Source organism: Mesorhizobium sp. ESP-6-2, assembly GCF_020164675.1.
GTDB lineage: Bacteria > Pseudomonadota > Alphaproteobacteria > Rhizobiales > Rhizobiaceae > Mesorhizobium.
On record NZ_JAIUGT010000013.1, the window covers coordinates 155,760 to 181,963 of the forward strand.

Genomic DNA, 26,204 nt, shown 5'->3' on the forward strand with positions numbered 1-26,204 from the left:
TACATCGTTGGATATATGTACGGCGGGATTTCCAGAATGTAACCTGACCACTTGGCAATTCTCAGGTGCATTTGGGGGATCATTGTCAATCCGAAGAACATATCAGCCCTATCTATCGGCTGCCTGGTCTTCTCCGCTTTTTGCCGAAGAGAAGCGGCCGTGGGCGGCAGTAGAGATCGCGCCAACTCCAAACGGCAACCCGCCTGCCACGTTAATCTGCTCTGCCTACAGAGCCAGCCAAGCAGGCATCGTAGCACTCATTCTGAATCAGGTCGATCCGCGTGTCGTTAACAAAATACTGGATCCTGTCGTCCCTTTTTTGCCGCTAACGATACCCGGCGTGATCTATCTTCGCATGGACAACGGAGCTCGGATGCAAGAGGCCTTATTCGCGGCGGAGGTCGTTTTCGCCGCAACGAAGCCGTTCCGAGCTTCCTTGCTGTCGCTTGGCATAGATCGTCGCCGTATCTGGCCCGCGAGTTCAGCTCCGGCACTGCTCGACGACGATGTTGCGAAGTTCGGCAAGATGGTTTCAACTCGACGCTTCCATGCTGACAACGATCAACTCCGTGGGAAAGTTGTTCAGCCGTTGTTGCCGATTTAAGACACGACAAGGCTATCAGCCGCTTCATCCGCGAATACAATGCCGAGAGCCCGCAACCATTCATCTGGAAAGTCAAGCCTGACGACATCATTGCCGCCCGAAACCGCGGTTTCCAAACGTTGAAATTGATACAATGGGTCGACGGCTCCATCTTGTTTCAGGTCGAGACGCCGCCTCTTTTCCGACCCGACGCAGCACGAATCCGGCTGTGGTCGATGGCTTCCCCGAAAATCATGAGCTTGATCGTTCCCAGCAGAATGGTGAAGTCCAGCCTCAGCGAACGATGCTCAATGTACCAAAGGTCCAGCGCCAGCTTGTCCGTATTGCTGAGTGACGAATTTCCGCAGATCTGGGCCCACCCTGTAAGCCCCGGACGAACCGATCCACGATGCGCGCCGTCTGCGCCAAAGGCCGCGATCGTGTCTGGCAAGATTGGCCGCGGCCCGATCAGGCTCATTCGGCCGGTCAGCACATTCCACAACTCGGGCAGTTCATCGAGCCGGCTTCGGCGCAGGAAGCCACCGAATGGCGTCATGCGATCGGCGTCCGGGAGCAGAGCCCCCTCGAAATCACGGGCGTTCGTCATTGAGCGGAACTTCACTAATGTGAAGAGACTGCCGTTCCTGCCGCTGCGCAACTGCGTAAATAATATCGGTCGTCCCATGCTTGCCCAGATGGCGGCGGCTAACAGCACAAGCATCGGCGCGCAAGCGACGAGCGCAAGTAGAGAGATGACAACGTCTGCAGTCCGATACAGATGGCCCTTCATCGCGCGCATCAAATTGGCAGGGGCTGTGCGGGTTTCCGGATGATGAAGTTGCCGATGGCGAGAGCGTCCATCCCGGTCCCGTGGAATGTACGCACGGCATCAACTGCGGTGCAGACAATGGGCTCGCCCTTCACGTTAAACGATGTGTTTAGAAGGATAGGCACGCCGGTGAGTTCCTCGAAAGCATCGAGAAGCCGGTGATAGAGCGGATTCGAATCTCGATGGACAAGTTGGACCCGCGCCGTGCCGTCGACATGCACAATAGCTGGCGCCGCTTCCTTGAGCTCGGGCTTCGCGCGGAATGCGATCACCATAAATGGCGCATCGTCCCATGCCTGCAGATAACGGTCGGCGGCCTCCGCCTTCATCGAAGGGCAGAACGGACGCCAAGGCTCGCGATACTTGATCACGGCGTTCACCTTGTCACGCATCTCTACCCTTCTCGGATCGGCCAATATGCTGCGTTGTCCGAGCGCCCTCGGACCGGCCTCCATGCGACCCTGGAACCAACCGACGATCTGGCCCTGACTCAATTCGGACGCAACTGTCTTAGCAATGTCATTGGACGGGAAATAAGGGATGCCGCAGCGTTTGAGCATATCTTCAATCTGCTCGTCGCTTTCCTCATTGCCAAGTGCCAGTGTCCGGAGCTTTTCAGGTCGGCTGCCGGTCCGCTGCCAGCAAGCCACCAGGGCAGAGCCTGCCGCCGCCCCGCTGTCGCTGCACAGGGGATGTGGAAATATACGCCCGATGGTGTCGAGCTCGAATAGCTTCGTGTTCATCTTGACGTTGTGGCCGACGCCTCCGCTGATGCACAAATTTGTCGCGCCCGTCTGCCGACACCCCCAACGGACGAGCCGCTGCGTCGCTTCCTCCAGCGCTTCCTGAACGGCAAAGGCAAAATTGAAATGCCATTCCGTCAGCGGTTCGCTTTCTCCTCTAGGTCGGTGGTTCATCAGAGTAGCAAAATTGTCGGTGAAGCGGTTTGACCAACCGTGCGGACCATAGTGAATCATCGCCGGGTCGATGCAATAGCCGATACCGTCCTTGGCCTCGAAGATCATGCGCCGGACGGCAGCTTGGATTTCTGCGTCGGGACGACCATAGGCGGCTAGGCCCATGACCTTGTATTCACCATCATAGGCTTCAAAACCGAGATATTCGGTGGCGGCGGCATAAAACCAGCCGAGCGAATGCGGCATCGCAATTTCATATATCGGAACAATTCGGTCGCCTTCGCAATGCCAGAGGACGGTGCAATGCCGATCACCCGATCCATCAACCGTTAGGCACAACCCATGATCAAATGGCGATTGCATATAAGCCTGCATCGCGTGGACATAGTGGTGCGGCAGTGGGGAGATCGATGGTAGCCTGTCGGTGCCGAAGGCGCGCCGCCATTCCATCATGTGACGATCGATTACGTTCTGCTCGGAGAAATGGCTCAGCAATCGATTTTGCCAACCGATCGTGTTCCGGTCGAGCGGCCATTCACGTCCCATCGCTTCGAAGAATTCTCGCATCGCGCCATTGGTGTAGGAGGGAATATCCCAGTTTATGGCCAAACTCCCTAAGTCGTCCGCTCCAATGCCGGCATGTTCGAGGCAGAATTTGATTGCCTGTGTCGGATAGCAGCCCTTTGCATGCTTGTTCCGCAGAAACCGCTCCTCCTCCGCGAACGCCAGCAGTTTTCCTGAACGAACAAGACCTGCGGAAGGATCGTATCCGCCCTCAAAAACACCAAGAAAATAATCAGCCATGTTGATCGCCTCCCACTGCATCGGGAACGATAGGTGAAGGCGTCTCCATTGGCCATCTATCTAACGATATATGGGACTTGCTGTCTGCTCTTCCGCTCGGCTGCGGCCGATGCGCACCCTACTTGCGCGAAACTTTAGTACTTCCGCCTGCCCAGCGTTGTCGCACCAGTCGTGCCTTGTCGCCCGAATTCGTCGAACGTCGCGGTACTGATCCGATCGCGACGTTCGATCTTTCCAAAGCAAGTGGCAGCTCATGGCGCAACCACGACCTCCCGCACAGTCGCCTGTTATGTCCGCTTTAAGGCAGTGGCAGCGCTGACTTCAATGTCCGACGTGAGGGCGCATTCCGGCCATCCAACCTTCAACTGACGAGGGCAATCACCGGCGCTAGTTCACTTAGCTTCGCAGGCCATTGCGCGATGCCGTCGGGTGCGCTTCTATCCCTGCCGCGCCATGGGGGGTCGTCATTTGTCTGCCAGGAACCAAACGTCCACCGGCCACGAAGCGAGCGAGGCCGGTTGGCTCGATCTTCATTTCGAATCGTCGCGTCCCGAATATGAGGCGGCCCTGCTCGATGCCGGCATCCGCCCGGGCTGGCGCGTGCTCGATGCCGGTTGCGGCAGCGGCGGCTTCCTGCCGCTCATCGCCCGGGCCGTCGGCCCCTCCGGCTTCATCGCCACGCTCGACCTTGCGCCCGAAAACATCGCCCGGGTCGAGGCGCTCGCGGGCACGCTGTCCGAACCGCCGAAAATTGCGACGCATGTCGGCAGCATCCTGTCGCTGCCATTCGCAGACGCATCGTTCGATTGCGTCTGGTCCGGCAATGTCATGCAGTATCTGACGCCGGCCGAGTTCGAGCTTGCCGTCGGCGAGGCCAGGCGCGTGCTGAAGCCGGGCGGCATCCTCGCGGTCAAGGATTTCGATTCGACCATCCTGCAGATCCTGCCGATGGACCGGGCCCTGCTGGCGCGCTTCATGGCCGCCAGGCTGCAGGGGTTTCGCGACCGGGGCGTGCTCGGCACCGATTGCGGTTCGACGCTTCCGGCGCGCCTGCGGCAGGCGGGCCTGGAGGTCGTCAGCCGCAAGGGCTGGCTGGTCGAGCGCTGGGCGCCCGCGCCTCGCTTCACGCGCGACTATGTTCGCGACCTGCTGGCCTATTTTGCCAGCGTCGCGCCGGGCTATGCCCTGCCTGACGCGGACCAGGCCTATTGGCGGGAGCTGAAGCAGCGGCCGGATCGCCTGCTCGACGATCCCGATTTCTGCTACCGCGAGTTCTTCGTCATGACGGTCTGCCGGATTTAGCGGTCGGCTGCCACGGCCGATGCCGCGGCACTGCGAGGCCCGGGCAAACTCGGTTCCGAGATCGAGACTGAGCCAAGCCGCCTTCGCCAGCTCTCCACTCAAATCGCCGGCTTTCGAGCGAATTTCTTCGCGAACCGTTAATTCGGCCGTGTTGTTAATAAGCATCCGCTAATGAATTGGTTCGCGCGGGGGTACGCAATGACCAAGAATCTCGGCAATGCACGCTATGTGCCACCAAAAGAACAGCAAGGCTCGGTCCTCGGCAAGGTCGCGCCGGCGCTGTTCCCGCTGGCCGTGGTGGCGCTGGGCTATGTGATCGGCAGGCAGTTCTTCGGCCTTTAGACACAGCCATTAAGCGCCGGTTTCGGCCGCCGCCTCGGGCCTTGCTTCGGCGCGGATGCGGTCGCTTGCCACGAGCACGACCGGGCAGGCGACGGCGGCCAGCACCGCCATGGCGGTGTCGCCGAAGAACAGTTCCTCGCCCGGCCGCTGCGTGACGCCCATCACCACCATCGCCGCCCCCTTGGCCACTTCCCTGGCGATCGCCTTGTCGGGCGTGGCGCGGGCACGGATCGCGGTATCGACGGCGACGCCGTAGCGGTCGGCGAGATCGACCACGTCCTTGAGCACCGCCTCCTCGCGGCGGTGCGAAACGGTGCCTTGCCGGGCGCCTTTGCGCGCCTGCGAGACATAGAGCACCTTGACCCGCGCCCGGTGCGGCCTTGCCAGCGCCAGGGCGAAATCGGCGGCGCGTCGCGACACTTCCGTGCCGTTGACCGGAACGAGGATGGTGGTGCCCGCGCGCAGCACCGGCATCTTGCCCCCGGCGCCGGCACCGTTCAGCACAAGGCAGAGCGGACCGTCGAAGCCGCTGGTCATGTCGTTGAGCGCCTCGGTGAACGATCCCTTCTCGGTCAGCATGGCCTCGAGCCCGACCAGCAGCAGGCCGTAGCCCTTGCGCGCCTCCTCGGCGATTGTCTGCGCGGTCGCCTCGCGTTCGCTGCGGGCGGTGAGATGCACCTTCTCGACCGGCGTGTCCTCGGCCTTGCTCACCGCTTTGGCGCTTCTGGCGGCGCCCTTCTTGACCTCCTTCAAGGCGCGCTCCGGGCCCTTGTCGCGGGCCGGGCCGGCAAGCCTGCCGTCCTTGAGGTGGAGAAGCGTGGTCGGCATGCCGCTGCCGCCGCCGACCAGGCCGGCGAGATAGGCGGTGAACTTGCCGACCGGGCTGTCGTCGACCAGCAGCAGCAGCCGCTCCAGCTTGGAGACGAAGCCGCGCTCGTCGAGCAGCTCGCGGTCGACGCGCTGCTTCTCGGCGTCTTCGACGGGCAGCCGGCCGAGCGCCCAGCGCAGCATGGGCGGCATGGCGAGCGTGGTGATGACTGCCATCGTGACGATCATGGTGAACAGATTGTGGGACAGGATGTTCATCGACAGGCCAATCGAGGCGACGATCACCTCGGTCGAGCCGCGCGCGTTCATGGCGCTGCCAACGGCGGTCGCCTCCTTCAGCGTCATGCCGGCGAAGCGGCCGCCGATGAAGGCGCCGCCGAACTTGCCGATGCTGGCGATGAGCACCAGCGCCAGCGTCAGCAGCGCCAGCGTCGGGTCGGCCAGCACGGTGAGGTCGGCCGAAAGCCCGGCCATGCCGAAGAAGATCGGCATGAAGAGTGCCGTGATGACGCCGCGCAACTGGCTCTCGATGTGGCTGGACAGGATCGGGGATTCGCCGACCAGTATGCCGGCGACGAAGGCGCCGAGTACGGTATGGACGCCGATCAGATTGGTGATCAGCGCCATAACGCCCATGATGATCAGGATGACCGATATGACGGCGTATTCGCTGCGGAAACTGTCGTTGCTCCAGCGGATCAGCGTGAACACCAGCCGGCGGCCGATGGTGAAGGAGAACACCATGAACAGCGCCACTTCGGCCACCGTTACCACCAGCGGCACGATTTGGAGGCTGCCATTGGTGGCGATGCCGAAGGTGACGGCGATGATCAGCCAGCCGATCGTGTCCTCGATGATGGCCGAGGAGATGATGACCTGGCCGAGATTGCGGCGCATGAAGTTCATCTCGCGCACCACCATGGCGACGATCTTGACCGAGGAGATCGACAGGGCCGTGCCAAGGAAGAGCCCGGCGACGACGCGCTCGCCGGGGTCGGGCAGCAGCGTGTCGGGCAGGAACTGCGCCAGCGCGAAACCGCAGGCAAAGGGCACGACGACGCCGGTGACCGAGATCGAAAAACACGCCGCGCCCACCCGGCGCACTAGGCGCAGGTCCGTCTCCATGCCGGTGAGCAGCAGAAGCAGCAGGACGCCGAGCTGGGAGACCGCCTCGATCATGCTCTTCTGCGCGGGGTCGGTCGAGAAGATCAGCTGCTGCGCGCCCGGCCAGAGCCAGCCGAACAGCGAAGGCCCGAGCAGGATGCCGCCGATCAGCTGGCCCATGATCGCCGGCTGGCCGTAGCGCTGGAAGATTTCGCCCAGGCCACGCCCGACCAGAAGCAGAAGCACGATCTCGGCGACGAAAACGCCCTCCGCCGAACCGCCCATGCCCGCTGCGTGGCTGCTTGTCTGGGCGGCCCAGGCCGGGCAGGGCGAGGCAAAGGCGGCGATGGTCAAGACGGCCAGGAGAGATGTCGTTTGCAGGCGCTGCCGGTCCATCCAGCCCTCAATAGATGATTTCCGGAACACTGTTCCCGTTCGGCAGGGCTGGCCTGTTCCGGCAGGATCGGATCAGGTCCGCACGCATCGCTGCTATAAACGTGCAAGGCTGCGCAAGGTTGCGCGACACATCTTAGCCCGACCGTTTCGGACCGGCTGCCGGCAAGGGCTGCGCCGGCGGGGCGGGCGGCGGCTCCGGGCCGAAGACGCTGCGGCCGCCGAGCAGGTGCGACTGGTCGAACTCGCCGGCGACGATCTCCTTCAGGCTCGGGCCGGTGACGTAGCGCTCCAGTCGCCGCGCCTGGCCGTCGAGCCGCTGCAAGGCGCCAAGCTCCTCCTCTCGGCCGAGCTTGGCCTTGGCGACCGCCGACTTCATGACGGCGATGGTCTCGTCATAGACCTTCAGCGGCACCGGGAAGGGATGCCGGTCCTTGCCGCCATGCGCCAGCGAGAAGCGCGCCGGGTCGGAAAAGCGGCACGGCGCGCCATGCACCACCTCCGCCACCATCGCCAGCGCCCGCACGGTGCGGGCGCCGACGCCCGGCACCAGCAGCAATTCGGGAAAATCCGTCGGACCGCTCTCGATGGCGGCGGAGATGTTGCCGTGCAGCCGGCGCATGACGATGTCGCTTTCGCGCACGTCATGGTGCGCAGGCATGACCAGGTTGGGCAGCATTGGCTGTGCACTGTCGCGCTTTGCCGAAGCCGTCGCGGGCTCGATGGCCGTGAATTCACGCACGATCCGGTCGGGACCGAGCCGGCGCAGGAGGTCGAGCTGGCCGCTGCGCGATGCCTCGGCACGATGGTCGGTGAGGTTGACGATCTCGCCCTGCCGCTCGCCCTCGATCGCCGCGTGCGGCTGGTCGACGAAACTCCTCAAGCCCTCCGACAGCCAATGATAGCGGCGCGCCTGTCTTCTGTCGCCGTTCATGCCTTGCTGGACGACCACCCAGCGGCTGTCGTCGGTGACGATGAAACCATGCAGATAGAGGTCGAAACCGTCCTGCACGGCGGCGCTGTCGACCTTGGCGACCAGGCGGCTGGCTGTGGCAAGGGCCGCGCCGTCGATGCCGACGCGCTCGCCGATCATTTCCAGCTCATGCGGCGTCTTGCGCGAATGGGAACCGCGGCCGCCGCAGACATGGATGCCGAGCTCGCCCGACAGCGGCGTCAGCCCGCGCTTCAGCGCGCCGATGACGCTGGTGGTGATGCCGGACGAATGCCAGTCCATGCCCATCACCGCACCGAAGGACTGGAACCAGAAGGGATGCGCCAGCCGGCGCAGCAGCTCGTCGCGGCCATAATGGTGGATGATCGCCTCGCACAGCACGGCGCCGAGCCGCGTCATGCGGTCGCCCAGCCATTTCGGGACCCGTCCGCCATGCAGCGGCAGGTCGGCGCTGCCGCTTCGCTGCGTCACTTGTTTCGATGCTCCGTGGCCGGCCGGCCGAGGACCGGCTCTCTCTCCCTCTAGATGGCATCCATGCGGCTATTTTCCAAGCCGGCACACAGACGCTCATTCGCGGTTTGATTCAGGATGGCGTGTCACCTGGTTGTTCGCAAAGCGTTTTTGTCCATCGCGGACTAGACATGCACGTCGCCGAAGGAGAGTTCGCCGTTGTCGTCGGGCGTCAGTAAGGCAACGGCCAGCAGGCCGGCAAAGAGGATGGCGACCAGCGTGACGATGACCAGGCCGGGCACGGGACCCAGGGCGGCGGCGTTGACGGCCTCGCGCAATGTGCCGACGAAACCGACCGGCGCGGTTTGGTCGAGCAGGCTGGGCGTCGACAGTTTGAGGATCCAGGCGAGCAGCAGGATCAGCATCATGTGGATGTAGTTGCGGCGCAGACGGCGCGCCAGCGCCACCCGCTGCGAGACCAGGAATTTCGGCGTGCGCAGGCTTTCGCCGACGATCAGCAGCCAGTCCGAGGCGAAGTCCGGCTGCGGCGAGAAGATCTGCGCGAAATAGTGGCGCTCGAACTGGCGCACGCGAGCGCGGTAGACATCGAAGAAGCGGTAGCGCCGCGCCTCGATCCACAGCAACAGCAGCACCAGCAGCATGGCGAACAACAGCACGCCGTGATGGGCGCTGGCCGTCGACAGCGACACCGACAGCATCGCGGCCACGACTGTGATCGCCCAATTGCTGGTCCTATCGATACGGTCGCGCCATCCCGCCATGCGCGCAATCTCGGCGCGATGGAAATGCGACATCACGGTGACCATTTCGCTTGGCGAAAGCGTCCTGCCGACGGGCGTTGCCGGCGCATCGTTCATAGTTCCCTCCCAACCTAATGGAACGCCTCGAAGGCGATCTCGTTCCGCCGACGGCGGATGGCGCCGACCCAGGCGGACTTTCGGCCAATTTTATCGCGACGGCGGTGCGCCGAGGCTTTTCAAACGCTTAGGCAGGTTCGCTCAGCTTCTGAGTCCGCGTCCGAGTGGCTCTGGCTCTTGAGAATCCCTTTGCCTTGGGCAACATGGCGGCGAGGCTGGAGTACGAAGATGAACAGGCCGACATCCGCCGCACGTTCACAGTCCACGGCTCGAAGCGCGGCGATGGCGCTGACGGAGGCGCTGGTCGCCCGCACCTTGCGCTCTATCGAGGATGCCGGGCCGACGCCGGGCATGGTCTACATGACCGATGCCGACTATGCACGTTTCAGCGACGAAATCCTGGGCGATGCGCCGGCCGGGCCGCTGAGACTGTTCGCCTATGGCTCGCTGCTATGGAAGCCGGCGGGCGAGGTGAGGGGCGGCGAGCGCGCGGTGGCGACTGGCTGGCACCGCTCCTTCTGCTTCACCGTGCAGCGGTTTCGCGGCACGATCGAGCAGCCCGGCCTGATGATGGCGCTCGACCGTGGTGGCCAATGCCAGGGCATGGTGTTCGAGATCGCGGAGCCGGTCGCCGACAATCTCGAAGCGCTGCTGCGCCGCGAGATGACCATCCTGCCCGCCGTCAACGTGCCGCGCTGGCTGCGGGTCAGGACCGAGGGCGGCATGTGCCGCGCGCTCGGCTTCGTCGTCGATCCCGCCAATGCGCGCTATGTCGGCAGGCTGGACAAACGGGCGATTGCGGCGACGCTGGCCCGGGCCGCTGGCCATTGGGGCTCGGGCGCGCAATATCTGTTCGAGACCATTCGCCACCTCGACGCCTGCGGCATTCGCGATCGCAATCTGTGGCAGTTGCAGGCGCTGGTGGCCGAGGAGATCAACCGCGTCCACGCCACGGTTTAGCGATCGGCGTTCCCAGCGCAGCGCGACCCGGAAGTTCCGGACGCTTTCCCGGCCCTCCAAATCTTCCGCTTGACGAACATATATCCCGACGGTTATACGTCAAATCAATAGCCAACGGGTTATCGATTAAATGCCGGATGCTCATGATGCGCTCTTCAGGACGCTTGCCGACCCGACACGGCGCGCCATCTTCGAACGGCTGTGCCGCCAGGGAGAGCAGACGGTGGGAGCGCTGACGATCCAGTCCGGGGTCTCGCAGCCGGCCGTGTCGAAGCATCTTGGCGTGCTGAAGCAGGCCGGGCTGGTGCGCGACCGCCATGAAGGCCGTCAGACGCATTACAGCGCGCAACTCGGCGCACTGGCGCCGCTGATGGACTGGACGCGTGAGATGGCCGGGTTCTGGGAAAGCAGGTTCGACGATCTCGAGGATCTGCTCAAAAGGATGGACCAGTGAACGACAGTGCCGCCGAGACCCGCACTGTCGTCGTCGAGCGGCAGATTTCGCATCCGCCGGAAAAGCTCTGGCGCGCGCTGACGCAACCGCATCTGATCGAGGAGTGGCTGATGAAGAACGATTTAAATCCGGTCGTGGGCCATCGCTTCAACATCAGCACCGACTGGGGCGGCGTGCTGGATTGCGAGGTGCTTGCCGTCGAGCCGCACAAGACGCTGTCCTACACCTGGAACCTCGCGCACCAGGACCCGGCCTTCGATCTCAGGAGCGTGGTGACCTTCACGCTCACCCCGACGCCTGCCGGAACCCATCTGCGCATGGAGCAGTCCGGTTTCCGGCCCGAGCAGAGGCGGGCCTATGGCGGCGCCAAGATGGGATGGCCGAAATTCCTGGAGAAGCTGGAAGAGCTCCTGGCACGGACGGACTGAAACCCGCCGGCCGGAGTTCATGGCGAGGCCGTTCGAGGGCGGCCCGGAGCAAACGAAACCTATGGAGGATATGCGATGAAGATCAAATTGACCCGCGTCTATGTGGACGATCAGGAGAAGGCACTTGCCTTCTACACCGACGTATTGGGCTTCACCAAGAAGGCCGATTTCAGCAACGGTCCGTTTCGCTGGCTGACCGTGGCCTCGCCGGACGAGCCTGAGGGAACCGAGCTGCAGCTTGCGCTGAACGACAACCCCGCGGCCAGGGCCTACCAGCAGGCCTTGTTCAAGCAGGGCCAGCCGGCGCTGATGCTCTTCACCGACGACATCAAAGCCGATCACGAGCGCATCAAGGCGCGGGGCGGGGCCTTCGCCATGGCACCGACCGAAGTGACCGGTTCCACCATTGCGCAGCTCAACGACAGCTGCGGCAACCTCATCCAGATCACGCAGCTGGCGCGCTGGTAAGGCAGGCGTTCGTTTATTTCCAGAGGAGGTATCATGGATTGGAACAAATGGGTCCGGCAAACGCATCGCTGGCTGTCGATCATTTTCACGGGGACCGTCCTCGCCAACTTCGTCGCCATGGGCTTGGGACAGCCGCCCGCCTGGGTGGTCTATTCGCCGCTGCTGCCGCTGTTCCTGCTGCTGTTCAGCGGCCTCTACATGTTCGTGCTGCCATACGCTGCCAAGCGGCTTAACGGGCGGCAGTAAGGACGGGATGGATGGCGAAGACGCAGGGACAATCAGCCAAAGGCGCCGCCAGACCTGCAACCGCCGGTCCGGTCCTGCTTTCTGGCGGTAACCCGCAGATCGCCAAGGGCGAAGGCAACGCCCCCGTCCAGGCCTACATCGCGGCCATGCCGGGCTGGAAGAGGGAGGTCGGGGGCCGCCTCGACGCGCTCATCGAGCGTGCCGTGCCTGATGTGCGCAAGGCCGTCAAATGGAACTCGCCCTTCTATGGCGTGGAAGGCGAGGGCTGGTTCCTCAGCTTTCATTGCTTCACGAAATACATAAAGGTGGCCTTCTTTCGCGGCATGTCGCTGTGCCCGGTGCCGCCTGGCCAGTCCAAGAGCAAGGACACGCGTTACCTTGATATTCATGAGGACGACGAGTTCGACGAGGCCCAGTTCACCGACTGGGTGAAGCAGGCGAGCCGATTGCCCGGCGAACGGATGTGAGATTTGCGTGCCGGGCCCCGGCATTTGCCGCGCGCGACAGAGCGCCTATGATCGGGCGGACGGGGCGGTGATCGCCCTCAAGCCTGAAGGAGAACGGACATGACGAAGAGCGGGTCGCCAGAAGGCAGGTCTCCTTCGCAGCTCATAGACGGCAGGATCGAGGAACTCGGCGACTGGCGGGGCGAGATGCTCGGCCGGCTGCGCGGCCTGATCCGGCAGGCCGACCCCGAAGTGGTCGAGGAGTGGAAGTGGCGAGGGGTTCCGGTGTGGGAGCACGCCGGAATGATTTGCACCGGCGAGACCTACAAGAGTGTCGTCAAACTGACTTTCGCCAAGGGTGCGGCGCTGCCCGATCCGTCGCGGCTGTTCAACTCCAGCCTGGAAGGAAACACCAGGCGCGCCATCGATTTCCAAGAAGGCGAGGAGGTCGACGAGGAGACGTTCAAGGCGCTTATCCGCGCCGCAGTGGCCTTGAACAAGTCCGAGGCCCGACGTTGATCCGGGAGGACAGCTCTCTTGTCCGTCACGGCCCACTTTTCCTGGAATAGCTCTAGGAACTCGGAAGGCCGGCTCTCGATAGCATTTCGAGGAATCGCGAGTGGTGGCGGTCGTTCACATAGCGCGGCACGAAGCCGGGCGAGACATTGTTCAGATTGAGATGCGGAAGCTGCGACAGGCAATGGTGGATGGCCCGGGAGGCTTCCTCGCTGTTTCCGGTCGCCGCCGCCGCTGCGGCCCAGTAAAGGGCGCCGCGAACGAAACCCGGCTTGATCCTGACCACTTTTCGCGCGACTTCGAGCGCCCGTCGGTCGTTTCCGTCGGCAAACAGTGCCACAGCCAGACTGAGGTGACGCCAGAAATCGATGACGTCATGCGCCCCGAGCCGGATCGCCTCATTGGCCTCGTGCAGGGCTTCGCTGACCTGCCCACGCAAGGCAAAGAGCATCGCCATGTCGCCGTGCCCCGAGGGATAGCTTGGGTTGACGCTGATCGCATGCCGACATTCGGCCATCGCATCGTCAATACGGCCCAAACTTTCGAGCGCGAATGACAGGATGCACCTGGCGATTTCATCGTCGGGCACCGCCCTTACCGCGGCTTCCGCAAGCGCGAGGGCATATTCGATTTGCCCCGGCTCGCGAGGCAGCGCGCCAAAAGCCACCCCCATGGAGATTACGATGGAGAGCGTCCGCTGTGCGCGGGCATTGTCAGGACCGAGCGCAAGGGCCTTCTCGGCAAGATCTATGCCGACCAACAGCGAGTCCCGGGTCATCTCGAAATATTTCATCAGAGCTTCATTGACCAACCTGCGTACTTCAGGGGGACCGGGCGGGCTTTTGTCGCGAACTTTCCAGTTGGTCAGCTGAAGTTCGAGAATCACGGCCAGAACAACCGATTGTGCGATCCTGTCCTGGAATTCGAGGGCATTCTGGGACTGGCCGTCGAATTTCTGGGCCCACACATTGTGACCGTCCGCGGCGTCGACAAGCTGGACGTTTACCCTCAATTCCTCGCCGGATCGCTGGATGCTGCCGCTCAGCGTATAACGCGGCCGAAGTGTTCCTTGCATTTTGGCTTCCTTGCCCTGGCCGCTCTTTTCCAGGGGCGCAATTCCGGAGAGCACGACGTAGTCTGCGACCTCGGAGAGCGCGGTGGTGATGTCCTGGACAAGCCCCCTGGCGAAAAAGTCGTCGCCTCGCTTGCCCGTCAGATTGACGAAGCCGGCAACGCTGATGGATGGGCGTCCGGGGCGCTGGCCGGCCGGGGCACCATCTGCCGGCTGCATATTCGGCGCCGGATTGGAGACCGATTGCAGGGATTGCAGAAGCGCTCGCGTCTCCTGGCCGACGTCGACACCGAACTCCTTCTTCACCATGCTCCTGCAGGCTTCGTATGTCCGCATCGCCCGTTCGCGTTGGCCGCACGCAACCAGCAGTTCTATCTTCAGCCGATAGGACTCCTCCCGTGTTGGTTCCATGGCCAGAATCCGGTCAGCCAGGGCGAGCCCGGTTTCTGCGTCCACGAAACGGGCGAGCTTTTCGAAGGACTCAAGCGCGCGGCTCAGCAGCCTGTCGCGTTCCGATGCGGCCCAGTCATCGAAAGCACTGCTCCCCAGGTAAAAACCATCGAGAAAAGGGCCGCTGTAAAGGGCAAGGGCCGTTTCAAGCTCGTGCGCGGAACGGACAGAGAGTCCCGATTCAAACTCCTCGACGTCGACCCGGACAGCGTCCGGCCTGAGGCCGATCAATTCCTTCCGGGAAGTGATGAGATCCACACCCGCTCGTGACAGATCCCGGCGCAGGACGCTGAGGGATTGCCGCAGACTGTTGCGCGAGTGTTCGCTGTCGCTGTCGCCCCACAGCAGGTCAGCCAGCCTCTCCCTCGTCGCCGTCATACCCGGACACCGGGTAAGGTAGGCAATGACCGCCGGACCTCTCTTTCCGGTCAGCCATAGCGGCCCGAGAGCTTCGCTTTCAATCCGGAAGCCGCCGAAGAGTGAGATTTTATTTGTGACTACCCCATTCGTATTTTTGCGCCGCTTAGCGGCCCCCCAACCTGACGGAATTCTAACTCAAAACTAACGCTGCGCAAACCGCGCGGCCGCGCATTCAAACGCTGTCGTGACGGCAGGTCAATTAGACATCGCTTAAGAAGGCGGACGAAGCGCTCCTTCCCGTGCCCCCGCACTCAGGCCGTGGTCATTGATTGAGAAGGAGAAATTCCGCCGCAGGCGCATTGGGGGCGGCAATGGTTCTCGGAGCGATCCTGTCCGTAGCGATGTCGCGCCGGGCGCCCGCGGCGGGCGCATCCGGCCGTCAGTTCATATCAAGTGGGGGAATGTGATGATCCTTGCCGGCCATAATGAGATGGAGAACGAGATGTTCGGAAGTGCAGTTGGGGGCCGTCTTCCAGGGCGGGCCGGACGATCAGCCGCAGAGCCGGCAAAGGGGGCCAGCGCATTCCTGAGATTGGCGGCGGCAGTTGCTGCTTCAGGGTTGTGGGTGCTGCCGGCGCATGCCGCCAACGTCGATGTCGCCGTCGTGTTCGCGGTCGATTTCTCAGGCTCGATCGATCCGGCCATTGCCGACCTGCAACGGCAGGGACATGCCGCGGCACTCACTTCGCCCGAGATCATCGCGACCATTACCCGCAACTATGTCGGCTGCATCGGCGTGGCCTATTTCGAATGGTCGAGTCCGGGACACACACGTGTCGTGCTGCCATGGACAAGCATCTGCGGGCTTGAAGATGCCGAAGCGGCTGCGTTGGTGATCAGCAAGAGGGGCGATACCGGGGTTATCCGCAGGGGGCGAAGCGGAACATCCCTGTCCGCTGCCATCGACGTTGGAAGTCTGTTGCTCGACCAGTTTCCGGGGAAGGCGGCAAAGAAGGTGATCGACATCTCTGGCAATGGCGAGAACAATGACGGGCTTCCCGTTCAGCCGAGCAGGCTGAACGCCATCGGCAAGGGATATACGATCAATGCGATCGCCCTTCCGGTGCAAGACAAACTCCCCAACCGACAGTTGGCATCCTATTTTGCCGACGCCGTCATCGGCGGTCCCGAGGCCTTCGTCATGACGCCGACGGGGCCAAACGACTACACCACCGCTCTTCGCCGGAAGCTGGTGACCGAGATAAGCATGAATGCCGATCCACAATCGCCGTCGCGTGGGGACGGGCGCGGTGCAAGAGAAACCCGCCCCTCGCTCCTCACCCGTCCCTGAGCCAGACCAGCATCTCGCCGGGTTCGCGGTTGTCCCAGGCGAAATAGGGGATGGCGGTCAGCCGCGTCTGCCTGGTGGCGGGCGGGTCGGAGCGGTAGAGCTGGTCCTGCCAGCCGTCATCGGCATCGGCCTGTGCCGTGGCCGAAAGCGTCACCACGCCGCCCAGCAGGTTCGGCTCGTCATGCGCCTCGATGTTTGCGGTGCGCGGCAATGCGATGCGGTGCAGGCTGCCATCATTGTCGGTCGCCTCGACGCAGTAGATCAGCGGGCCGCGCGACAGCGCGACGCGGCCGGCGTCCTGGCGCACCTGCGGATTGGCGTAGAGCCGTTCGATCGGCATTTCGAGATCGAGGCGGACGCTGTCGCCCTTCTTCCATGTGCGCCGGATCGCGGCGTAGCCGTCGCTGGTGACGTCCTCGAGCTTCACGGTCTCGCCATTGACCTTCAGCGCAGCCCCCGTGCTCCAGGCCGGCACGCGTAGATGCAGGGTGAACGCGACCGGCGCCTGCGGCTCGATGGTGATGGCGACCGCGCCGTCCCAAGGGTAGCGGCTCGCCTGCGTCAGCGTGACCGGCACGCCCGCTATGTCGAAACGAGCGGTGGAATCGCCATAGAGATGGACGGCGAGCGCGTCGTCCGCCAGGCTGTAGAAATAGCTGCCGATGGAGGCCACCATGCGCCCGATATTGGGTGGGCAGCACGGGCAGCGGTGCCATTTCCATCTGTTGTGCCGGCCCCGGCTTTCCAGCGGGTTTTCGTAGAAGAACAGCGAGCCGTCGAGCGACAGGCCCGAGATCGAGCCGTTGTAGAGCGCCCGTTCCATGATATCGGCGTAGCGGGCGTTCGGCCCCATGCCGAGCATGCGGCTGGCCCAGAACACCAGGCCGACCGCGGCACAGGTCTCGGCGTAGGCGCTCTCATTGGGCAGGTCGAAGTCGCTGGTGAACCCCTCATTGTGCGCCGACGGACCGAGCCCGCCGGTAATGTAGAGGTTCTTGCTGGTGAGATCGTCCCACAGCCGGTCGAGCGCCACCCGCAAGCTGTCGTCGCCATATTCGGTGGCAATGTCGGCCATGCCGGAATAGAGATACATCGCCCTGACCGCATGACCGACGACCTTGTCCTGCTCGCGCACCGGAATGTGCGACTGGCTGTATTCATAGGTCTTGAAATGATAGGCCCTGGGATCGGCGCCGCGCGCGCGCGCCTCCTCGTCGAAATAATGCGGTTGCTGCCCGCGCTGGTCGATGAAGTATTTCGCCAGCTCCATGTATTTGCTCTCGCCCGTCACGCGCGCGAGCTTCACCAGAGCCAGCTCGATCTCCTCATGGCCGCAATAGCCCTTCTTCTTGCCCGGCTCGGGCCCGAGCACCGAGGCGATATGGTCGGCATAGCGGCACATCACATCGAGCAGCTTGCGCTTTCCCGTCGCCTGGTAATAGGCGACGGCGCCCTCGATCAGGTGGCCGGCGCAATAGAGCTCGTGGCAATCGCGCAGATTGGTCCAGCGCAGGCCGGGCTGGATGCGCTGGTACCAGCTCGAGAGATAGCCGTCCGGCTGCTGCAGCTTTTCGTAAAGGTCGATGACGGCGTCGATCTTCTTCTCCAGCTCCGGGTTCTTGGCGCGGTAGAGCGAATAGGCGGCCGTCTCGATCGTCTTGCCCCAGTCGGAGTCCCAGAACATCTGCGTCGTCACCGTCGAGCCGGTGAAGCCGGGGGAGGCCGCCTCGTCGGGCGATGGGGAATGGAACGGGATGACGACGCCGGGCGAGGGCCGGTCCGGATCGATCTGCTCCAGCATGCCCGCCTCGACGCAGCGGTCGTAGAGGATGTCGGCGGTGCGCGCGGCGACGGCGTCGGCACGGTCGCCCCAGAAGCCGTGCACGTCGACCTGCGGCACCGGCAGCGGCCGGAAGGCGAATTTGGGCCTGGAGGCGCTGGCAGGGCTGGCGGATGACGATGCGGTCATGAACTTACTCCATTCGATCGATTACTTGACGGCCCCGGCCATGAGGCCGCGGATGTAGAAGCGCTGCAAAGCCAGGAACAGGATCAGGCATGGCACCATCATCACGGTGACGCCCGCCTGCACCGCGCCCCAGTCGATGGCGCCGAAGCGGCCGGACTGGAGTGCGGTCATCATCACCGGCAGCGTGAATTTGGACTGGTCGGTCATCAGCACCAGAGCGGCGAGGAACTCGTTCCAGGCGCCGAGGAAAGCGAACAGCGCGATGGTGACGACGCCCGGCCAGACCAGCGGCAGCATCACCTTCAACAGCATGGTGGCGTTTCCGGCGCCGTCCATGCGCGCGGCCTCCTCGATCTCGCGCGGCACCGCGTCGAAGGCGTTGCGCATCATGAAGATCGAGAACGGCAGTTGCAGCGTCACATAGACGCCGACCAGCCCGGTCAGCGTGTTGTGCAGGCCGAGCTTGGTCAGCACCAGGAAAATCGGTGTCAGGATCGACTGGAACGGGATCATGATCGTCGACAGGATGAGGACGAAGAACAGGTCCTTGAGCGGAAATCGGAAGCGCGAGAAACCATAGCCGGCGAGCACGGAGACGACGACCGAGACCAGCACCGTCATGACGGAGACGTAGATGCTGTTCTGCGCCGAGACCCAGAGCCCGTCGCCGAACGTGTCGAGCGTGGCGTAGTTTTCCAGCGAGAAGCCTGTCGTCGGCCAGGGCGGCAGCGGCGGCTGGCGCGCTTCCTGCGCCGGCTTGAAAGCCGACAGCGCGGCCCACACGATCGGCGCCACGAACAGCACCGAGGCGATGATGCCGGTGGAGTGCCTGACGACGCTGGCGGCGAGCTTGCCTTGAGCGGACATTGCCTGCGCCATCAGTCGACGCCCTCGGGCTTCCTCAGCAGCCAGAGCTGCACGAGGCTGAGCGCCACAAGGATTACAAGCAACACCATGGAGAGCGCCGCGCCATAGCCGAGCTTGAACGACACGAAGGACTGGTTGAAGATCCAGTACACCGCGGTCAGCGTCTGGTTGCGCGGGCCGCCGCGCAGGATGATGTAGAACTGGTCGAAGGCGAGGACCGAGCCGGCCACCGACAGGATCAGGGCCAGCGCCAGCGTGCGGCGCATCAGCGGCAAGGTGATGGCCCGGAATCTTGCGAACGGGCCGGCGCCGTCGATGACGGCCGCTTCCTGCAAATCCTGCGGGATCGATTGCAGGCCGGTCATCAGGATGATCATGGTGAAGCCGGCGACCTTCCACACCACCATGGCGATGATCGACCAGAAGGCGGGCTGGAAGGTAGCCAGAAGATTGAATTTCCTGTCGATCAGGCCGAGGTTGTAGGCGGCCGGGCTGAACAGGCCGGCATCGACGTTGAGCAGCCATGACCAGAGCAGGCTCGCCGAGGCGAAACCGACCACGGCCGGCATGAAGAAGGCGGTGCGGTAGAGATTGGTCAGCGGACGTGGCCGTTCGATGAAGATGGCAAGCGGAAAGGCGACGGCGAAGATCGCGATGGTGACGATCACCGTGTAGTAGCCGGTGAATTTCAGTGCATTCCAGAACCTGGTGTCGCGCAGGATCGCCACGTAATTGTCGAGGCCGATGAAGGAGTGCCCGCCCATCAGCGGCCAGTTGTGCAGCGACATCCACGCCGTCATGCCGAGCGGGATGACGAAGAACACCATGACCAGCGCGACAGCCGGCGCGACGTAGATGAGTCCGATCCATTGCCGGCGACCGGCACCGATGAGTTTTCGGGCGCGGGGCGGGGCGGTGGTTGCTGTGATGGTGGTCATGCGTGGTCTCCGGGTGCGGCGTCTCCCTCCCCCTTGAGGGGAGGGGCCGGCCGAAGGCCGGGGGTGGGTCCTCTGCGAAGTGCGCCGACGCAAGAACGACGTCGAGCACTGCCGAGCCGACCCCACCCGGACCTGCGGTCCGACCTCCCCTCAAAGGGGGAGGTGAGGCAGGCGCCTATTTCTGCGGCGCCTGGTCGATGATCGACTGCATCGTCTCCTGCGCGTTGGCGATGGCGCCGTCGACGTCGTCGCCGAAGAACACCTCGTTGACCATCTGCGTCCACGGGCCGTTGGCGGAGTTGATCAGGTCGTTGAAGACCACCGAATAGGGCGTCCTGCCCTTGGCCATGGCCTCGGCAGCGACCTGGTAGCGCGGATCGAGATCCTTCAGCGCGTCCTTGGCGATGTCGCCGCGCACCGGCAGGCTGCCATATTTGGCCAGGATCGTCTGGCCTTCCAGCGAATAGGCGAAGTCGAGGAACTCCTTCACCACATCGATCTTCTTGGTGCCCTTGGTGACGACGAAATTGTCGCCGCCGGCAAAGGACGACCAGCCGCCATCCTTGCCCGGCAGGAAGGTGATGCCATAGTCGATGTCGGGATACTGGGTGTTGAGCGCGCCGATGGCGAAGGCGCCCGAAGGCGAGATGCCGATGTTTCCGCCGGCGAAGGCGGCGAAGAAATTGGCGCCGGTGTCGGTCTGGGCGCCTTCCGGCACCAGGCCCTTCTTGACCATCGAACGGTAGAGGTCGATGGCGCCGCGCAATTGCGGGCTGTCCAGCGTCGCCTTGGAGCCGTCCTGCGAGAGGATGTCGCCGCCCGAGGCCCAGACCAGCGGCGTGAAGGTGAAGATGTTGCAGCCACCGCAATTGCCGGAGAAGTAGAAGCCCTTGATGTTGCCGCCGAGGGCGTTGACCTTTTCGGCGTCGGCCTCGATCTCGGCCCAATTGGCCGGGCCCTTTTCAGGGTCGAGGCCGGCCTGCTTGAACAGCTTCTTGTTCCAGATCAGCACCGAGGCGTCGGCGGAGAAGGGCAGGCCGTAGATGCGGTCCTTGTACGTGCCGGTCTTCACATGAGCCGGCGACAGGCTGGCGAAATAAGGCAGGGATTTCGCCCAGTCGGTGATGTCCTCCAGCTGGCCGGCGGCGGCGAAGGAGGGCGTGTAGATCAGGTCGAGCGACAGCGCGTCGGGCGCCGTGCCGCCGGCGGCGGCAGCACCGTATTTCGGAATGATCTCGGCATTGGGGATGATGTCGAGCTTGATCTGGTTGGTGTGGCCCTTGTTGTAGGCATCGACGATGCGCGGCATGAAGTTCGAGCCGTCGGCGCGCACCCAGATATTGGCGGTCTCGGCGGCGGCAAATTGCAGCCCGCAGCCGAGTACGGCGGCCGTCAAGGCCAGTTTGGTCAGGGCCAGCCTGGCAATCAAAGTCCTCATATTCTCCTCCTCCACGTTTTGGCCGCGACGCGCGGCTTGCCGCCGATTGCGGCGTTTGGTTCTTCAGCCGTCTTTCTCAGCCATCTGGCAGGCGGCCGCAGGACTGACGCACCACCAGCCGGCACGGCAGTTTCCGGATGCCCGGCGCGGCGGGCTTGCCGCCGACCAGGGAAAGCAAGGTCAGCCCCGCTTCGCGGCCGAGCGCAGCCAGGTTCATGTCGACCGACGTCAGCGGCGGGCGCGTCGCTTCGGCCACGATCTCCCAATTGTCGAAACCGATGACGCCGACATCGCCGGGCACGTCGAGACCGCGTTCGCGCAAGGCATCGATGACGCCGCGCGCGATCTGGTCGTTGCCGCAAAAAACGGCGTCCGGTCTTTCGCGCTCGCCATCGAAAAGGACCGACACCGCTTCATGACCCCAGGCTTCAGACCAGGGGCCGAGCAGCGGATCGGACGCCGGCAAGCCGTTTTCGGCAAGCACGTCGCGATAGGCCTGGGCGCGGGCGTGCACCACGGCAAAGCTCGCCGGCCCGCTGACATGGGCGATACGGCGGCGGCCAAGCCGGCAGAAATGCTCCACCGCCAGCCGCGCGCCGCCGGCATCGTCCGAGACGAAAGCGATGGCGTCGGGATCGGGCTGGGTGAAGGCATAGATCACCGGAATGCGCAGATTGGACAGGTCGACCGGCAGATGGCGGTCGATGCGCTTGCCGGTGGCGATGATGCCGTCGACGCGCTTGTCGAGCATGGCCTCGACATGGAGCTGGCCGAGACGCGGATCCTCCTCGACATTGCATAGGAACACCGAAACGCCGGCGTCGACCAGCGCGTCTGATATGCCCGACATCAGCGGCAGCGAGAAGCGGCCATAGGTATCGTTGGTGAGCAGGCCGACGGTGAAGGAGCGCCGCCGCAGCAGGCTCTGCGCCAGGCTGTTGGGCCGGAAGCCGAGGCGCTGCGCGGTCTCGCGGATGCGCTCGCGGGTCTCGGCGGTCATGCGGCCTTGGTCGTTGAGCGCCTTCGAGGCTGTGGCGACGCTGACGCCAGCCTCAGCCGCCACATCACGCAAGGTGACGGGCTTGGGAAAGGCTGGTTGATCCTCCAATGCCATCGCGGCGAAAAACCCCGGGGTTGGGAAAAGGTTTTCTCTTACAGGCCGGAATGAGACCCGACCAATGGCCGAGCCCGATCTGAAATATTTGGAAAAACCTTTTCTCAACCCAAACTAAGCCAGATAGAGGGACTATTCAAGGGGAAAATGGCGTGGTCCTCCAGCGGTGCCGCCGCCGGCCGGTGCATCGCGCGGGCCGCCAAAGCGGCAATCGGCGACATGTCTACAAACGACGCTTCGGTCTTAACGCTTCCGCAAATATTATCGGGTTAGTTCGCTAGTCATGGCCTCGTGGCGGAGCGGCTACGCTGGAGACGGCAAATCTCTGAAGCCTCGGTTCGATCCCGAGGCGAGGCCTCCAAAAACCCAGCTGGCATCGCGTTGAGCGGCTCTCTCTGATGGAACGTCGGAAAGATCACTCAACGAAGCGAAATCATCGCTTGGTCCCGATCGCGGTCCCGCCGCTCTCTCAGCCGAAGTCGGCTGCCGTCAGCACATACATGCTCTTGTGGGTGCGGCCGTAGGCTTTGGCGGCAACGTCGTGGATGGCGTTGCTCTCGGTGTCGAACGTGGCAAGGTAGCCTGCTTCGTTGGCCACGGTTCCCGGCTGTATCTTCGACATTGCATCGGCGGCGACAGAAAAGGAAATCTGGAACATGCCGTCATGGCCAACGAACCGGATGCGCCTGCCAGCTTCGTCATAGCTGCGGCTGTGATTGGGAAAGGTCAGACCCATGGCTTTGCCTCCTAGACGCTTTGCTCGACGTAATTCCCAAGGGAATTGCTTCAGGCCTTCTTCGCAGCTCGCTTCTTTTTCGGTGCCGGGTTCAGGGCCTCGGCCTCGCGGTCGGCCTCTTCCTTGGCCAGGCGCAATTGTCTCAGCCTTGCCGTCTTGATCTCCCTCGCCCTCGCCTCCGACATGTATTCGGCGGTTGCCTTGTTGCGCTCCGCCGTCTTCTTCTGCTTGTCGATAAAGCGGGCTTCAGCTTTTTCCATGATCGTCTGGTTGCCGTCGGCCATCGAGGAAATCTCCCTTGCGTCTGAAATCGTGAAAATGAACTTGTCCGATAAATAGGTACTCAGGCGACAAAAATCAATTTTCTGAAATATTTGACCACAGCCGGAAGCTCGAAGCCAGGCGCCGAAAACAATACTTTTCAATTATTCAATCGTCGCCGCGAACATTTTTCGAAGCCATTGGGAATGTCGCGAGCCCATCGCGCGGTCGCCTATATTCGGGCGGATCAGAAAGCTCTATCGGCTGCTCAACCTCAGCACCACATCGCGCGTCAGCGGCGCTGGTTCGACGGAATTGGCCGAGCCGGGCTTCAGCCAGATGATCTCCTCGATCTCGGCAGCGGCTATCGGCTGGCCGTCTCGATGGAGAGCGCGAACAATTCAGCCTCGACCGCGCTGTCCGGCTCGTTGGCGGCCTTGGCCGAGAACAGGCCGAGCCGGGAGGTGGTGGCGGGTCGATCGCCAATCCGAGTTCCTCGCGCAATTCACGCACCAGAGCATTGAGCGGAGCCTCGCGCGGCTCGATCTTGCCGCCGGGCTGCGTGAAGGCGCTGGTGCCGCGCTTGCGCACCAGAAGCAGCCGGCCCGACGCATCCGCGATGATGCCGCGGCGACCCTGATCTTGCGGCTTTCGTGGCGGGTAGGATTCACGGTAGACTGTTCCGGTGGTCGTTTGGTGCAGAGCGCCTGCGGAAAGCGGAACCGCGATTTTCAGTTCGGAGACAAGTCATGTTTGCGGCCAAGGCCATCGACACGTCTGATAAGGTCGCGTTCTACCGCGACCTCGCCGCCCAGCTCAAAGCACTGCTTGACGGCGAGCGCGACTCGATCGCCAACGCCGCCAACACGGCGGCGCTGATCTTCCAGATGGTGCCTGACCTCAACTGGGCCGGCTTCTACTTCCTGGCCTCGGACGAGGAATTGGTGCTGGGCCCGTTCCAGGGCAAGCCGGCCTGCGTGCGCATCGCCGTCGGCAAGGGCGTGTGCGGAACCGCCGTCGAGCTCGGCACCTCGATGCTGATCAAGGACGTGCACGATTTCCCCGGCCACATCGCCTGCGACGCCGATTCGCGTTCGGAACTGGTCGTGCTTCTCGAAGACGATGAAGGCGTCTTCGGCGTGCTCGATCTCGACAGCCCGCTGCCCGGCCGCTTCGACAAGGCGGACCAGGCCGGCATCGAGACACTGGCCGCGATCTATGTGGCGGCGAGTTCGTTCCAGGACTGAGCTCAGCAAACAGCCCGACGGTCGGCCATCGAGTTCCTTCGCGCGCCTCTGTCCGGCAGGACAGGGGCGCCGCAGAGCGCTACCTTTGGGGCTCAGGCGAACTTCACCAGCATCAGGCTGAAGCAGCCGATGAACAGGAAGGCGGAGAAGGCAAGCGCCAGCGGGCGCAGGCCGCGCGAGCGCAACTGCGAGATGTCGGCCTGCAGGCCCATGGCGGCGAGGCCCATGGTGAGCATGATGGTGGTGGTGAGCGCCATGGCCGACTTCAGTTCCGGCGGTATCGCGACCACGCTGTTCAGCGCCACGATCACGACGAAGGCGGCGACGAACCAGGGCATGGGCGGCCGCGCCCCGGGCTGATCGCTTGACGGATCGCGGCTGCCGCGCCGCACCATCAGACCCAGCGCGATGACCATCGGCGCCAGCATGGCGACGCGGGTGAGCTTGGCGACGGTGGCGATCTCGCCCGACTGGGTGCCGTTCTGGAAGCCGGCGCCGATGACTTGCGCCACCTCATGGATCGAGGCGCCCGCCCACAGGCCGAAAGCATGCTGGTCGAGGCCGAGCAGCGGCTCCAGCAGCGGGAAGCCGAGCATGGCGACGGTGCCGAACAAGGTGATCGAGGCGACCGCGTAGGTGACGTCCTCGTCGCGCGCGTCGGTGACGATGTTGGTGGCCACGATTGCCGAGGCGCCGCAGATCGAGGTGCCGGCGGCGATCAGCTGCGCCAGCTTGGCGTCGACGCCGATCAGCCGGCCGAGCGCGAGGGTGAACAGGAAGGTGGCGCCAAGTGTGGCCGCGACAATGCCGATGCCGCCCGCGCCGATCGAGACGACTTGGCCGAGCGTCAGCTGGAAGCCGAGCAGCACGATGGCGAAGCGCAGCAGGCGCTTTTGCGAGAATGCGATGCCGGCCTTGGCGTGCGCCGGCGTGCCGAGCACGTTGGAGTAGATCATGCCGGCGACGACGGCCAGGATCATCGGGCTGAACAGGGCGAAGCCGGAGACGTTGCGGGCTGAGAAGGCCACCGCAGTGATCATCGCGACCAATATCACACCGGGCACGGGTCCGGCCTTGGTCGAGTCGAGCGCCTTGCGGCCCTGCGCAGGTTCGGCGGAAATCAGGCTTTTTGGAATATCGTTCGCAATGTGGGATAAGGAAGACAACATCATGCTCCAGGCGACTTCGCCCGGGGAATGCCATTCCCTAACCGATCTTTCCAATGAATTATTTTCGTTAGAATGATCGATTTTCCAGGACGGTCTCCAAGTTTGCGATGCCAGGGCTGATGAGGCAGGGCGGCAAAAGAGGCTGGGGCGCCGCCAGAAGGTGGCTTGGCATTGGCTTGACGGGCCACTCATGCTGCGTCAGCTTGGCGCCATGTTCGTTTTCCCCGCGCCAACGTTATGCGACGCCGAACCTGCATAGTGCGAGGCGGCATGCTGATTGCGCGACGACGAGAGCTGGCCCGATAATTCCGGTTCGTTCTTCCCGGCCCCGC

The 26,204-nt window shown here is 63.4% G+C and carries 27 protein-coding genes and 1 pseudogene; 13 read left to right on the forward strand and 15 right to left on the reverse strand.

What is annotated here, in order from left to right; genetic code table 11:
* The first annotated feature begins 82 nt into the window (after positions 1 to 82).
* Positions 83 to 604 carry a hypothetical protein gene (locus LB532_RS27870; protein WP_140641976.1) on the forward strand — a complete coding sequence of 174 codons (522 nt, stop codon included), beginning with the start codon at positions 83 to 85 and terminating at the stop codon, positions 602 to 604.
* Positions 592 to 729: pseudogene (locus LB532_RS27875) on the forward strand (IS630 family transposase); the annotation flags it as partial. The gene LB532_RS27870 and the pseudogene LB532_RS27875, both read left to right, overlap by 13 nt.
* Positions 730 to 761: 32 nt before the next feature.
* Here LB532_RS27875 and LB532_RS27880 read toward each other — a convergent pair.
* Together LB532_RS27880 and LB532_RS27885 are read right to left on the reverse strand one after the other, a co-directional pair.
* On the reverse strand, positions 762 to 1,373 hold the full coding sequence (locus LB532_RS27880) for a sugar transferase (RefSeq protein WP_140641978.1): 612 nt from the start codon (positions 1,371 to 1,373) through the stop codon (positions 762 to 764).
* Positions 1,374 to 1,381: 8 nt separating this feature from the next.
* Positions 1,382 to 3,133 (reverse strand): carbamoyltransferase, encoded by a 1,752-nt coding sequence (locus LB532_RS27885; protein ID WP_140641980.1) that lies wholly within the window; start codon positions 3,131 to 3,133, stop codon positions 1,382 to 1,384.
* Positions 3,134 to 3,601: 468 nt separating this feature from the next.
* Here LB532_RS27885 and LB532_RS27890 point away from each other — a divergent pair, with 468 nt between their 5' ends.
* Together LB532_RS27890 and LB532_RS27895 are read left to right on the forward strand one after the other, a co-directional pair.
* A complete protein-coding gene (locus tag LB532_RS27890) occupies positions 3,602 to 4,435 on the forward strand; it encodes a methyltransferase domain-containing protein (RefSeq protein WP_224557494.1) in 834 nt (277 codons plus the stop codon).
* Positions 4,436 to 4,633: 198 nt separating this feature from the next.
* A complete protein-coding gene (locus LB532_RS27895) occupies positions 4,634 to 4,777 on the forward strand; it encodes a hypothetical protein (RefSeq protein WP_181167671.1) in 144 nt (47 codons plus the stop codon).
* A 9-nt stretch (positions 4,778 to 4,786) separates the two neighbouring features.
* Here the strand turns inward: LB532_RS27895 and LB532_RS27900 are convergent, their stop codons facing one another.
* The 3 genes from LB532_RS27900 to LB532_RS27910 all read right to left on the reverse strand — a co-directional run bounded on the left by LB532_RS27900 (position 4,787) and on the right by LB532_RS27910 (position 9,382).
* A complete protein-coding gene (locus LB532_RS27900; protein ID WP_140642118.1) occupies positions 4,787 to 6,994 on the reverse strand; it encodes a cation:proton antiporter in 2,208 nt (735 codons plus the stop codon).
* 244 nt (positions 6,995 to 7,238) lie between these two features.
* Positions 7,239 to 8,525: a DUF763 domain-containing protein gene (locus tag LB532_RS27905; protein ID WP_140641982.1), complete on the reverse strand. Its 1,287-nt coding sequence runs from the start codon at positions 8,523 to 8,525 to the stop codon at positions 7,239 to 7,241.
* A gap of 164 nt (positions 8,526 to 8,689) precedes the next feature.
* Complete coding sequence (locus tag LB532_RS27910) at positions 8,690 to 9,382, reverse strand: DUF2270 domain-containing protein (protein ID WP_140641984.1); 693 nt, start codon at positions 9,380 to 9,382, stop codon at positions 8,690 to 8,692.
* Positions 9,383 to 9,610: 228 nt separating this feature from the next.
* Between LB532_RS27910 and LB532_RS27915 the strand changes: the two genes are divergently transcribed.
* The 7 genes from LB532_RS27915 to LB532_RS27945 all read left to right on the forward strand — a co-directional run bounded on the left by LB532_RS27915 (position 9,611) and on the right by LB532_RS27945 (position 12,903).
* Positions 9,611 to 10,342, forward strand: coding sequence for a gamma-glutamylcyclotransferase (locus LB532_RS27915; RefSeq protein ID WP_140641986.1), 732 nt, complete (start codon positions 9,611 to 9,613; stop codon positions 10,340 to 10,342).
* A gap of 130 nt (positions 10,343 to 10,472) precedes the next feature.
* Positions 10,473 to 10,796, forward strand: a complete 324-nt coding sequence (locus LB532_RS27920) for an ArsR/SmtB family transcription factor (protein ID WP_140499215.1) — start codon at positions 10,473 to 10,475, stop codon at positions 10,794 to 10,796.
* Entirely contained in the window at positions 10,793 to 11,224 is a 432-nt protein-coding gene (locus tag LB532_RS27925; RefSeq protein ID WP_140641990.1) for an SRPBCC domain-containing protein, read from the forward strand. Before LB532_RS27920 ends, LB532_RS27925 begins: the two co-directional genes overlap by 4 nt.
* A gap of 75 nt (positions 11,225 to 11,299) precedes the next feature.
* Positions 11,300 to 11,692, forward strand: coding sequence for a VOC family protein (locus LB532_RS27930; RefSeq protein WP_140641992.1), 393 nt, complete (start codon positions 11,300 to 11,302; stop codon positions 11,690 to 11,692).
* Between the two features lie 33 nt (positions 11,693 to 11,725).
* Positions 11,726 to 11,938: a hypothetical protein gene (locus tag LB532_RS27935; RefSeq protein ID WP_140641994.1), complete on the forward strand. Its 213-nt coding sequence runs from the start codon at positions 11,726 to 11,728 to the stop codon at positions 11,936 to 11,938.
* Between the two features lie 11 nt (positions 11,939 to 11,949).
* Complete coding sequence (locus LB532_RS27940) at positions 11,950 to 12,405, forward strand: DUF1801 domain-containing protein (protein ID WP_140641996.1); 456 nt, start codon at positions 11,950 to 11,952, stop codon at positions 12,403 to 12,405.
* A 99-nt stretch (positions 12,406 to 12,504) separates the two neighbouring features.
* On the forward strand, positions 12,505 to 12,903 hold the full coding sequence (locus tag LB532_RS27945; RefSeq protein WP_140641998.1) for a DUF1801 domain-containing protein: 399 nt from the start codon (positions 12,505 to 12,507) through the stop codon (positions 12,901 to 12,903).
* Between the two features lie 52 nt (positions 12,904 to 12,955).
* On the opposite strand, the gene LB532_RS27950 is transcribed toward LB532_RS27945, so the two are convergent.
* Entirely contained in the window at positions 12,956 to 14,800 is a 1,845-nt protein-coding gene (locus LB532_RS27950) for a BTAD domain-containing putative transcriptional regulator (protein WP_224557498.1), read from the reverse strand.
* A 472-nt stretch (positions 14,801 to 15,272) separates the two neighbouring features.
* Between LB532_RS27950 and LB532_RS27955 the strand changes: the two genes are divergently transcribed.
* Complete coding sequence (locus LB532_RS27955) at positions 15,273 to 16,133, forward strand: DUF1194 domain-containing protein (RefSeq protein WP_140642119.1); 861 nt, start codon at positions 15,273 to 15,275, stop codon at positions 16,131 to 16,133.
* On the opposite strand, the gene LB532_RS27960 is transcribed toward LB532_RS27955, so the two are convergent.
* From LB532_RS27960 to LB532_RS27995, 8 genes are all read right to left on the reverse strand, one after another.
* Positions 16,120 to 18,102 carry a glycoside hydrolase family 127 protein gene (locus LB532_RS27960; RefSeq protein ID WP_140642002.1) on the reverse strand — a complete coding sequence of 661 codons (1,983 nt, stop codon included), beginning with the start codon at positions 18,100 to 18,102 and terminating at the stop codon, positions 16,120 to 16,122. The genes LB532_RS27955 and LB532_RS27960 overlap by 14 nt on opposite strands.
* 21 nt (positions 18,103 to 18,123) lie before the next feature.
* Positions 18,124 to 18,981 carry a carbohydrate ABC transporter permease gene (locus tag LB532_RS27965; RefSeq protein WP_140642004.1) on the reverse strand — a complete coding sequence of 286 codons (858 nt, stop codon included), beginning with the start codon at positions 18,979 to 18,981 and terminating at the stop codon, positions 18,124 to 18,126.
* The gene (locus tag LB532_RS27970; RefSeq protein ID WP_140642006.1) at positions 18,981 to 19,907 is read right to left on the reverse strand and encodes a carbohydrate ABC transporter permease; all 927 of its coding nucleotides are present in this window, start codon (positions 19,905 to 19,907) and stop codon (positions 18,981 to 18,983) included. The genes LB532_RS27965 and LB532_RS27970 overlap by 1 nt, the downstream gene beginning before the upstream one ends.
* 175 nt (positions 19,908 to 20,082) lie before the next feature.
* Positions 20,083 to 21,345 (reverse strand): ABC transporter substrate-binding protein, encoded by a 1,263-nt coding sequence (locus LB532_RS27975; RefSeq protein WP_140642008.1) that lies wholly within the window; start codon positions 21,343 to 21,345, stop codon positions 20,083 to 20,085.
* A gap of 76 nt (positions 21,346 to 21,421) precedes the next feature.
* The gene (locus LB532_RS27980) at positions 21,422 to 22,459 is read right to left on the reverse strand and encodes a LacI family DNA-binding transcriptional regulator (RefSeq protein WP_140642009.1); all 1,038 of its coding nucleotides are present in this window, start codon (positions 22,457 to 22,459) and stop codon (positions 21,422 to 21,424) included.
* Between the two features lie 469 nt (positions 22,460 to 22,928).
* Positions 22,929 to 23,195, reverse strand: a complete 267-nt coding sequence (locus LB532_RS27985; protein WP_140642011.1) for a DUF1488 domain-containing protein — start codon at positions 23,193 to 23,195, stop codon at positions 22,929 to 22,931.
* A gap of 50 nt (positions 23,196 to 23,245) precedes the next feature.
* The gene (locus LB532_RS27990; protein WP_140642121.1) at positions 23,246 to 23,479 is read right to left on the reverse strand and encodes a hypothetical protein; all 234 of its coding nucleotides are present in this window, start codon (positions 23,477 to 23,479) and stop codon (positions 23,246 to 23,248) included.
* 145 nt (positions 23,480 to 23,624) lie between these two features.
* Positions 23,625 to 24,047 (reverse strand): NUDIX domain-containing protein, encoded by a 423-nt coding sequence (locus tag LB532_RS27995; protein WP_246674460.1) that lies wholly within the window; start codon positions 24,045 to 24,047, stop codon positions 23,625 to 23,627.
* A 158-nt stretch (positions 24,048 to 24,205) separates the two neighbouring features.
* Between LB532_RS27995 and LB532_RS28000 the strand changes: the two genes are divergently transcribed.
* On the forward strand, positions 24,206 to 24,703 hold the full coding sequence (locus LB532_RS28000) for a GAF domain-containing protein (RefSeq protein ID WP_140642013.1): 498 nt from the start codon (positions 24,206 to 24,208) through the stop codon (positions 24,701 to 24,703).
* A 92-nt stretch (positions 24,704 to 24,795) separates the two neighbouring features.
* On the opposite strand, the gene LB532_RS28005 is transcribed toward LB532_RS28000, so the two are convergent.
* Positions 24,796 to 25,869, reverse strand: a complete 1,074-nt coding sequence (locus LB532_RS28005) for a YeiH family protein (RefSeq protein WP_140642015.1) — start codon at positions 25,867 to 25,869, stop codon at positions 24,796 to 24,798.
* Between the last annotated feature and the right edge of the window lie 335 nt (positions 25,870 to 26,204).

Excerpts from the sequence above, each read along its gene's own strand:
- LB532_RS27880 (WP_140641978.1), bottom strand. The coding sequence starts at position 1,373 with ATGAAGGGCCATCTGTATCGGACTGCAGACGTTGTCATCTCTCTACTT.
- LB532_RS27885 (WP_140641980.1), bottom strand. The coding sequence starts at position 3,133 with ATGGCTGATTATTTTCTTGGTGTTTTTGAGGGCGGATACGATCCTTCC.
- LB532_RS27895 (WP_181167671.1), top strand. The coding sequence starts at position 4,634 with ATGACCAAGAATCTCGGCAATGCACGCTATGTGCCACCAAAAGAACAG.
- LB532_RS27900 (WP_140642118.1), bottom strand. The coding sequence starts at position 6,994 with ATGGGCGGTTCGGCGGAGGGCGTTTTCGTCGCCGAGATCGTGCTTCTG.
- LB532_RS27910 (WP_140641984.1), bottom strand. The coding sequence starts at position 9,382 with ATGAACGATGCGCCGGCAACGCCCGTCGGCAGGACGCTTTCGCCAAGC.
- LB532_RS27915 (WP_140641986.1), top strand. The coding sequence starts at position 9,611 with ATGAACAGGCCGACATCCGCCGCACGTTCACAGTCCACGGCTCGAAGC.
- LB532_RS27920 (WP_140499215.1), top strand. The coding sequence starts at position 10,473 with ATGCCGGATGCTCATGATGCGCTCTTCAGGACGCTTGCCGACCCGACA.
- LB532_RS27930 (WP_140641992.1), top strand. The coding sequence starts at position 11,300 with ATGAAGATCAAATTGACCCGCGTCTATGTGGACGATCAGGAGAAGGCA.
- LB532_RS27935 (WP_140641994.1), top strand. The coding sequence starts at position 11,726 with ATGGATTGGAACAAATGGGTCCGGCAAACGCATCGCTGGCTGTCGATC.
- LB532_RS27940 (WP_140641996.1), top strand. The coding sequence starts at position 11,950 with ATGGCGAAGACGCAGGGACAATCAGCCAAAGGCGCCGCCAGACCTGCA.
- LB532_RS27945 (WP_140641998.1), top strand. The coding sequence starts at position 12,505 with ATGACGAAGAGCGGGTCGCCAGAAGGCAGGTCTCCTTCGCAGCTCATA.
- LB532_RS27950 (WP_224557498.1), bottom strand. The coding sequence starts at position 14,800 with ATGACGGCGACGAGGGAGAGGCTGGCTGACCTGCTGTGGGGCGACAGC.
- LB532_RS27955 (WP_140642119.1), top strand. The coding sequence starts at position 15,273 with ATGGAGAACGAGATGTTCGGAAGTGCAGTTGGGGGCCGTCTTCCAGGG.
- LB532_RS27960 (WP_140642002.1), bottom strand. The coding sequence starts at position 18,102 with ATGACCGCATCGTCATCCGCCAGCCCTGCCAGCGCCTCCAGGCCCAAA.
- LB532_RS27965 (WP_140642004.1), bottom strand. The coding sequence starts at position 18,981 with ATGGCGCAGGCAATGTCCGCTCAAGGCAAGCTCGCCGCCAGCGTCGTC.
- LB532_RS27970 (WP_140642006.1), bottom strand. The coding sequence starts at position 19,907 with ATGACCACCATCACAGCAACCACCGCCCCGCCCCGCGCCCGAAAACTC.
- LB532_RS27975 (WP_140642008.1), bottom strand. The coding sequence starts at position 21,345 with ATGAGGACTTTGATTGCCAGGCTGGCCCTGACCAAACTGGCCTTGACG.
- LB532_RS27980 (WP_140642009.1), bottom strand. The coding sequence starts at position 22,459 with ATGGCATTGGAGGATCAACCAGCCTTTCCCAAGCCCGTCACCTTGCGT.
- LB532_RS27985 (WP_140642011.1), bottom strand. The coding sequence starts at position 23,195 with ATGGGTCTGACCTTTCCCAATCACAGCCGCAGCTATGACGAAGCTGGC.
- LB532_RS27990 (WP_140642121.1), bottom strand. The coding sequence starts at position 23,479 with ATGGCCGACGGCAACCAGACGATCATGGAAAAAGCTGAAGCCCGCTTT.
- LB532_RS28000 (WP_140642013.1), top strand. The coding sequence starts at position 24,206 with ATGTTTGCGGCCAAGGCCATCGACACGTCTGATAAGGTCGCGTTCTAC.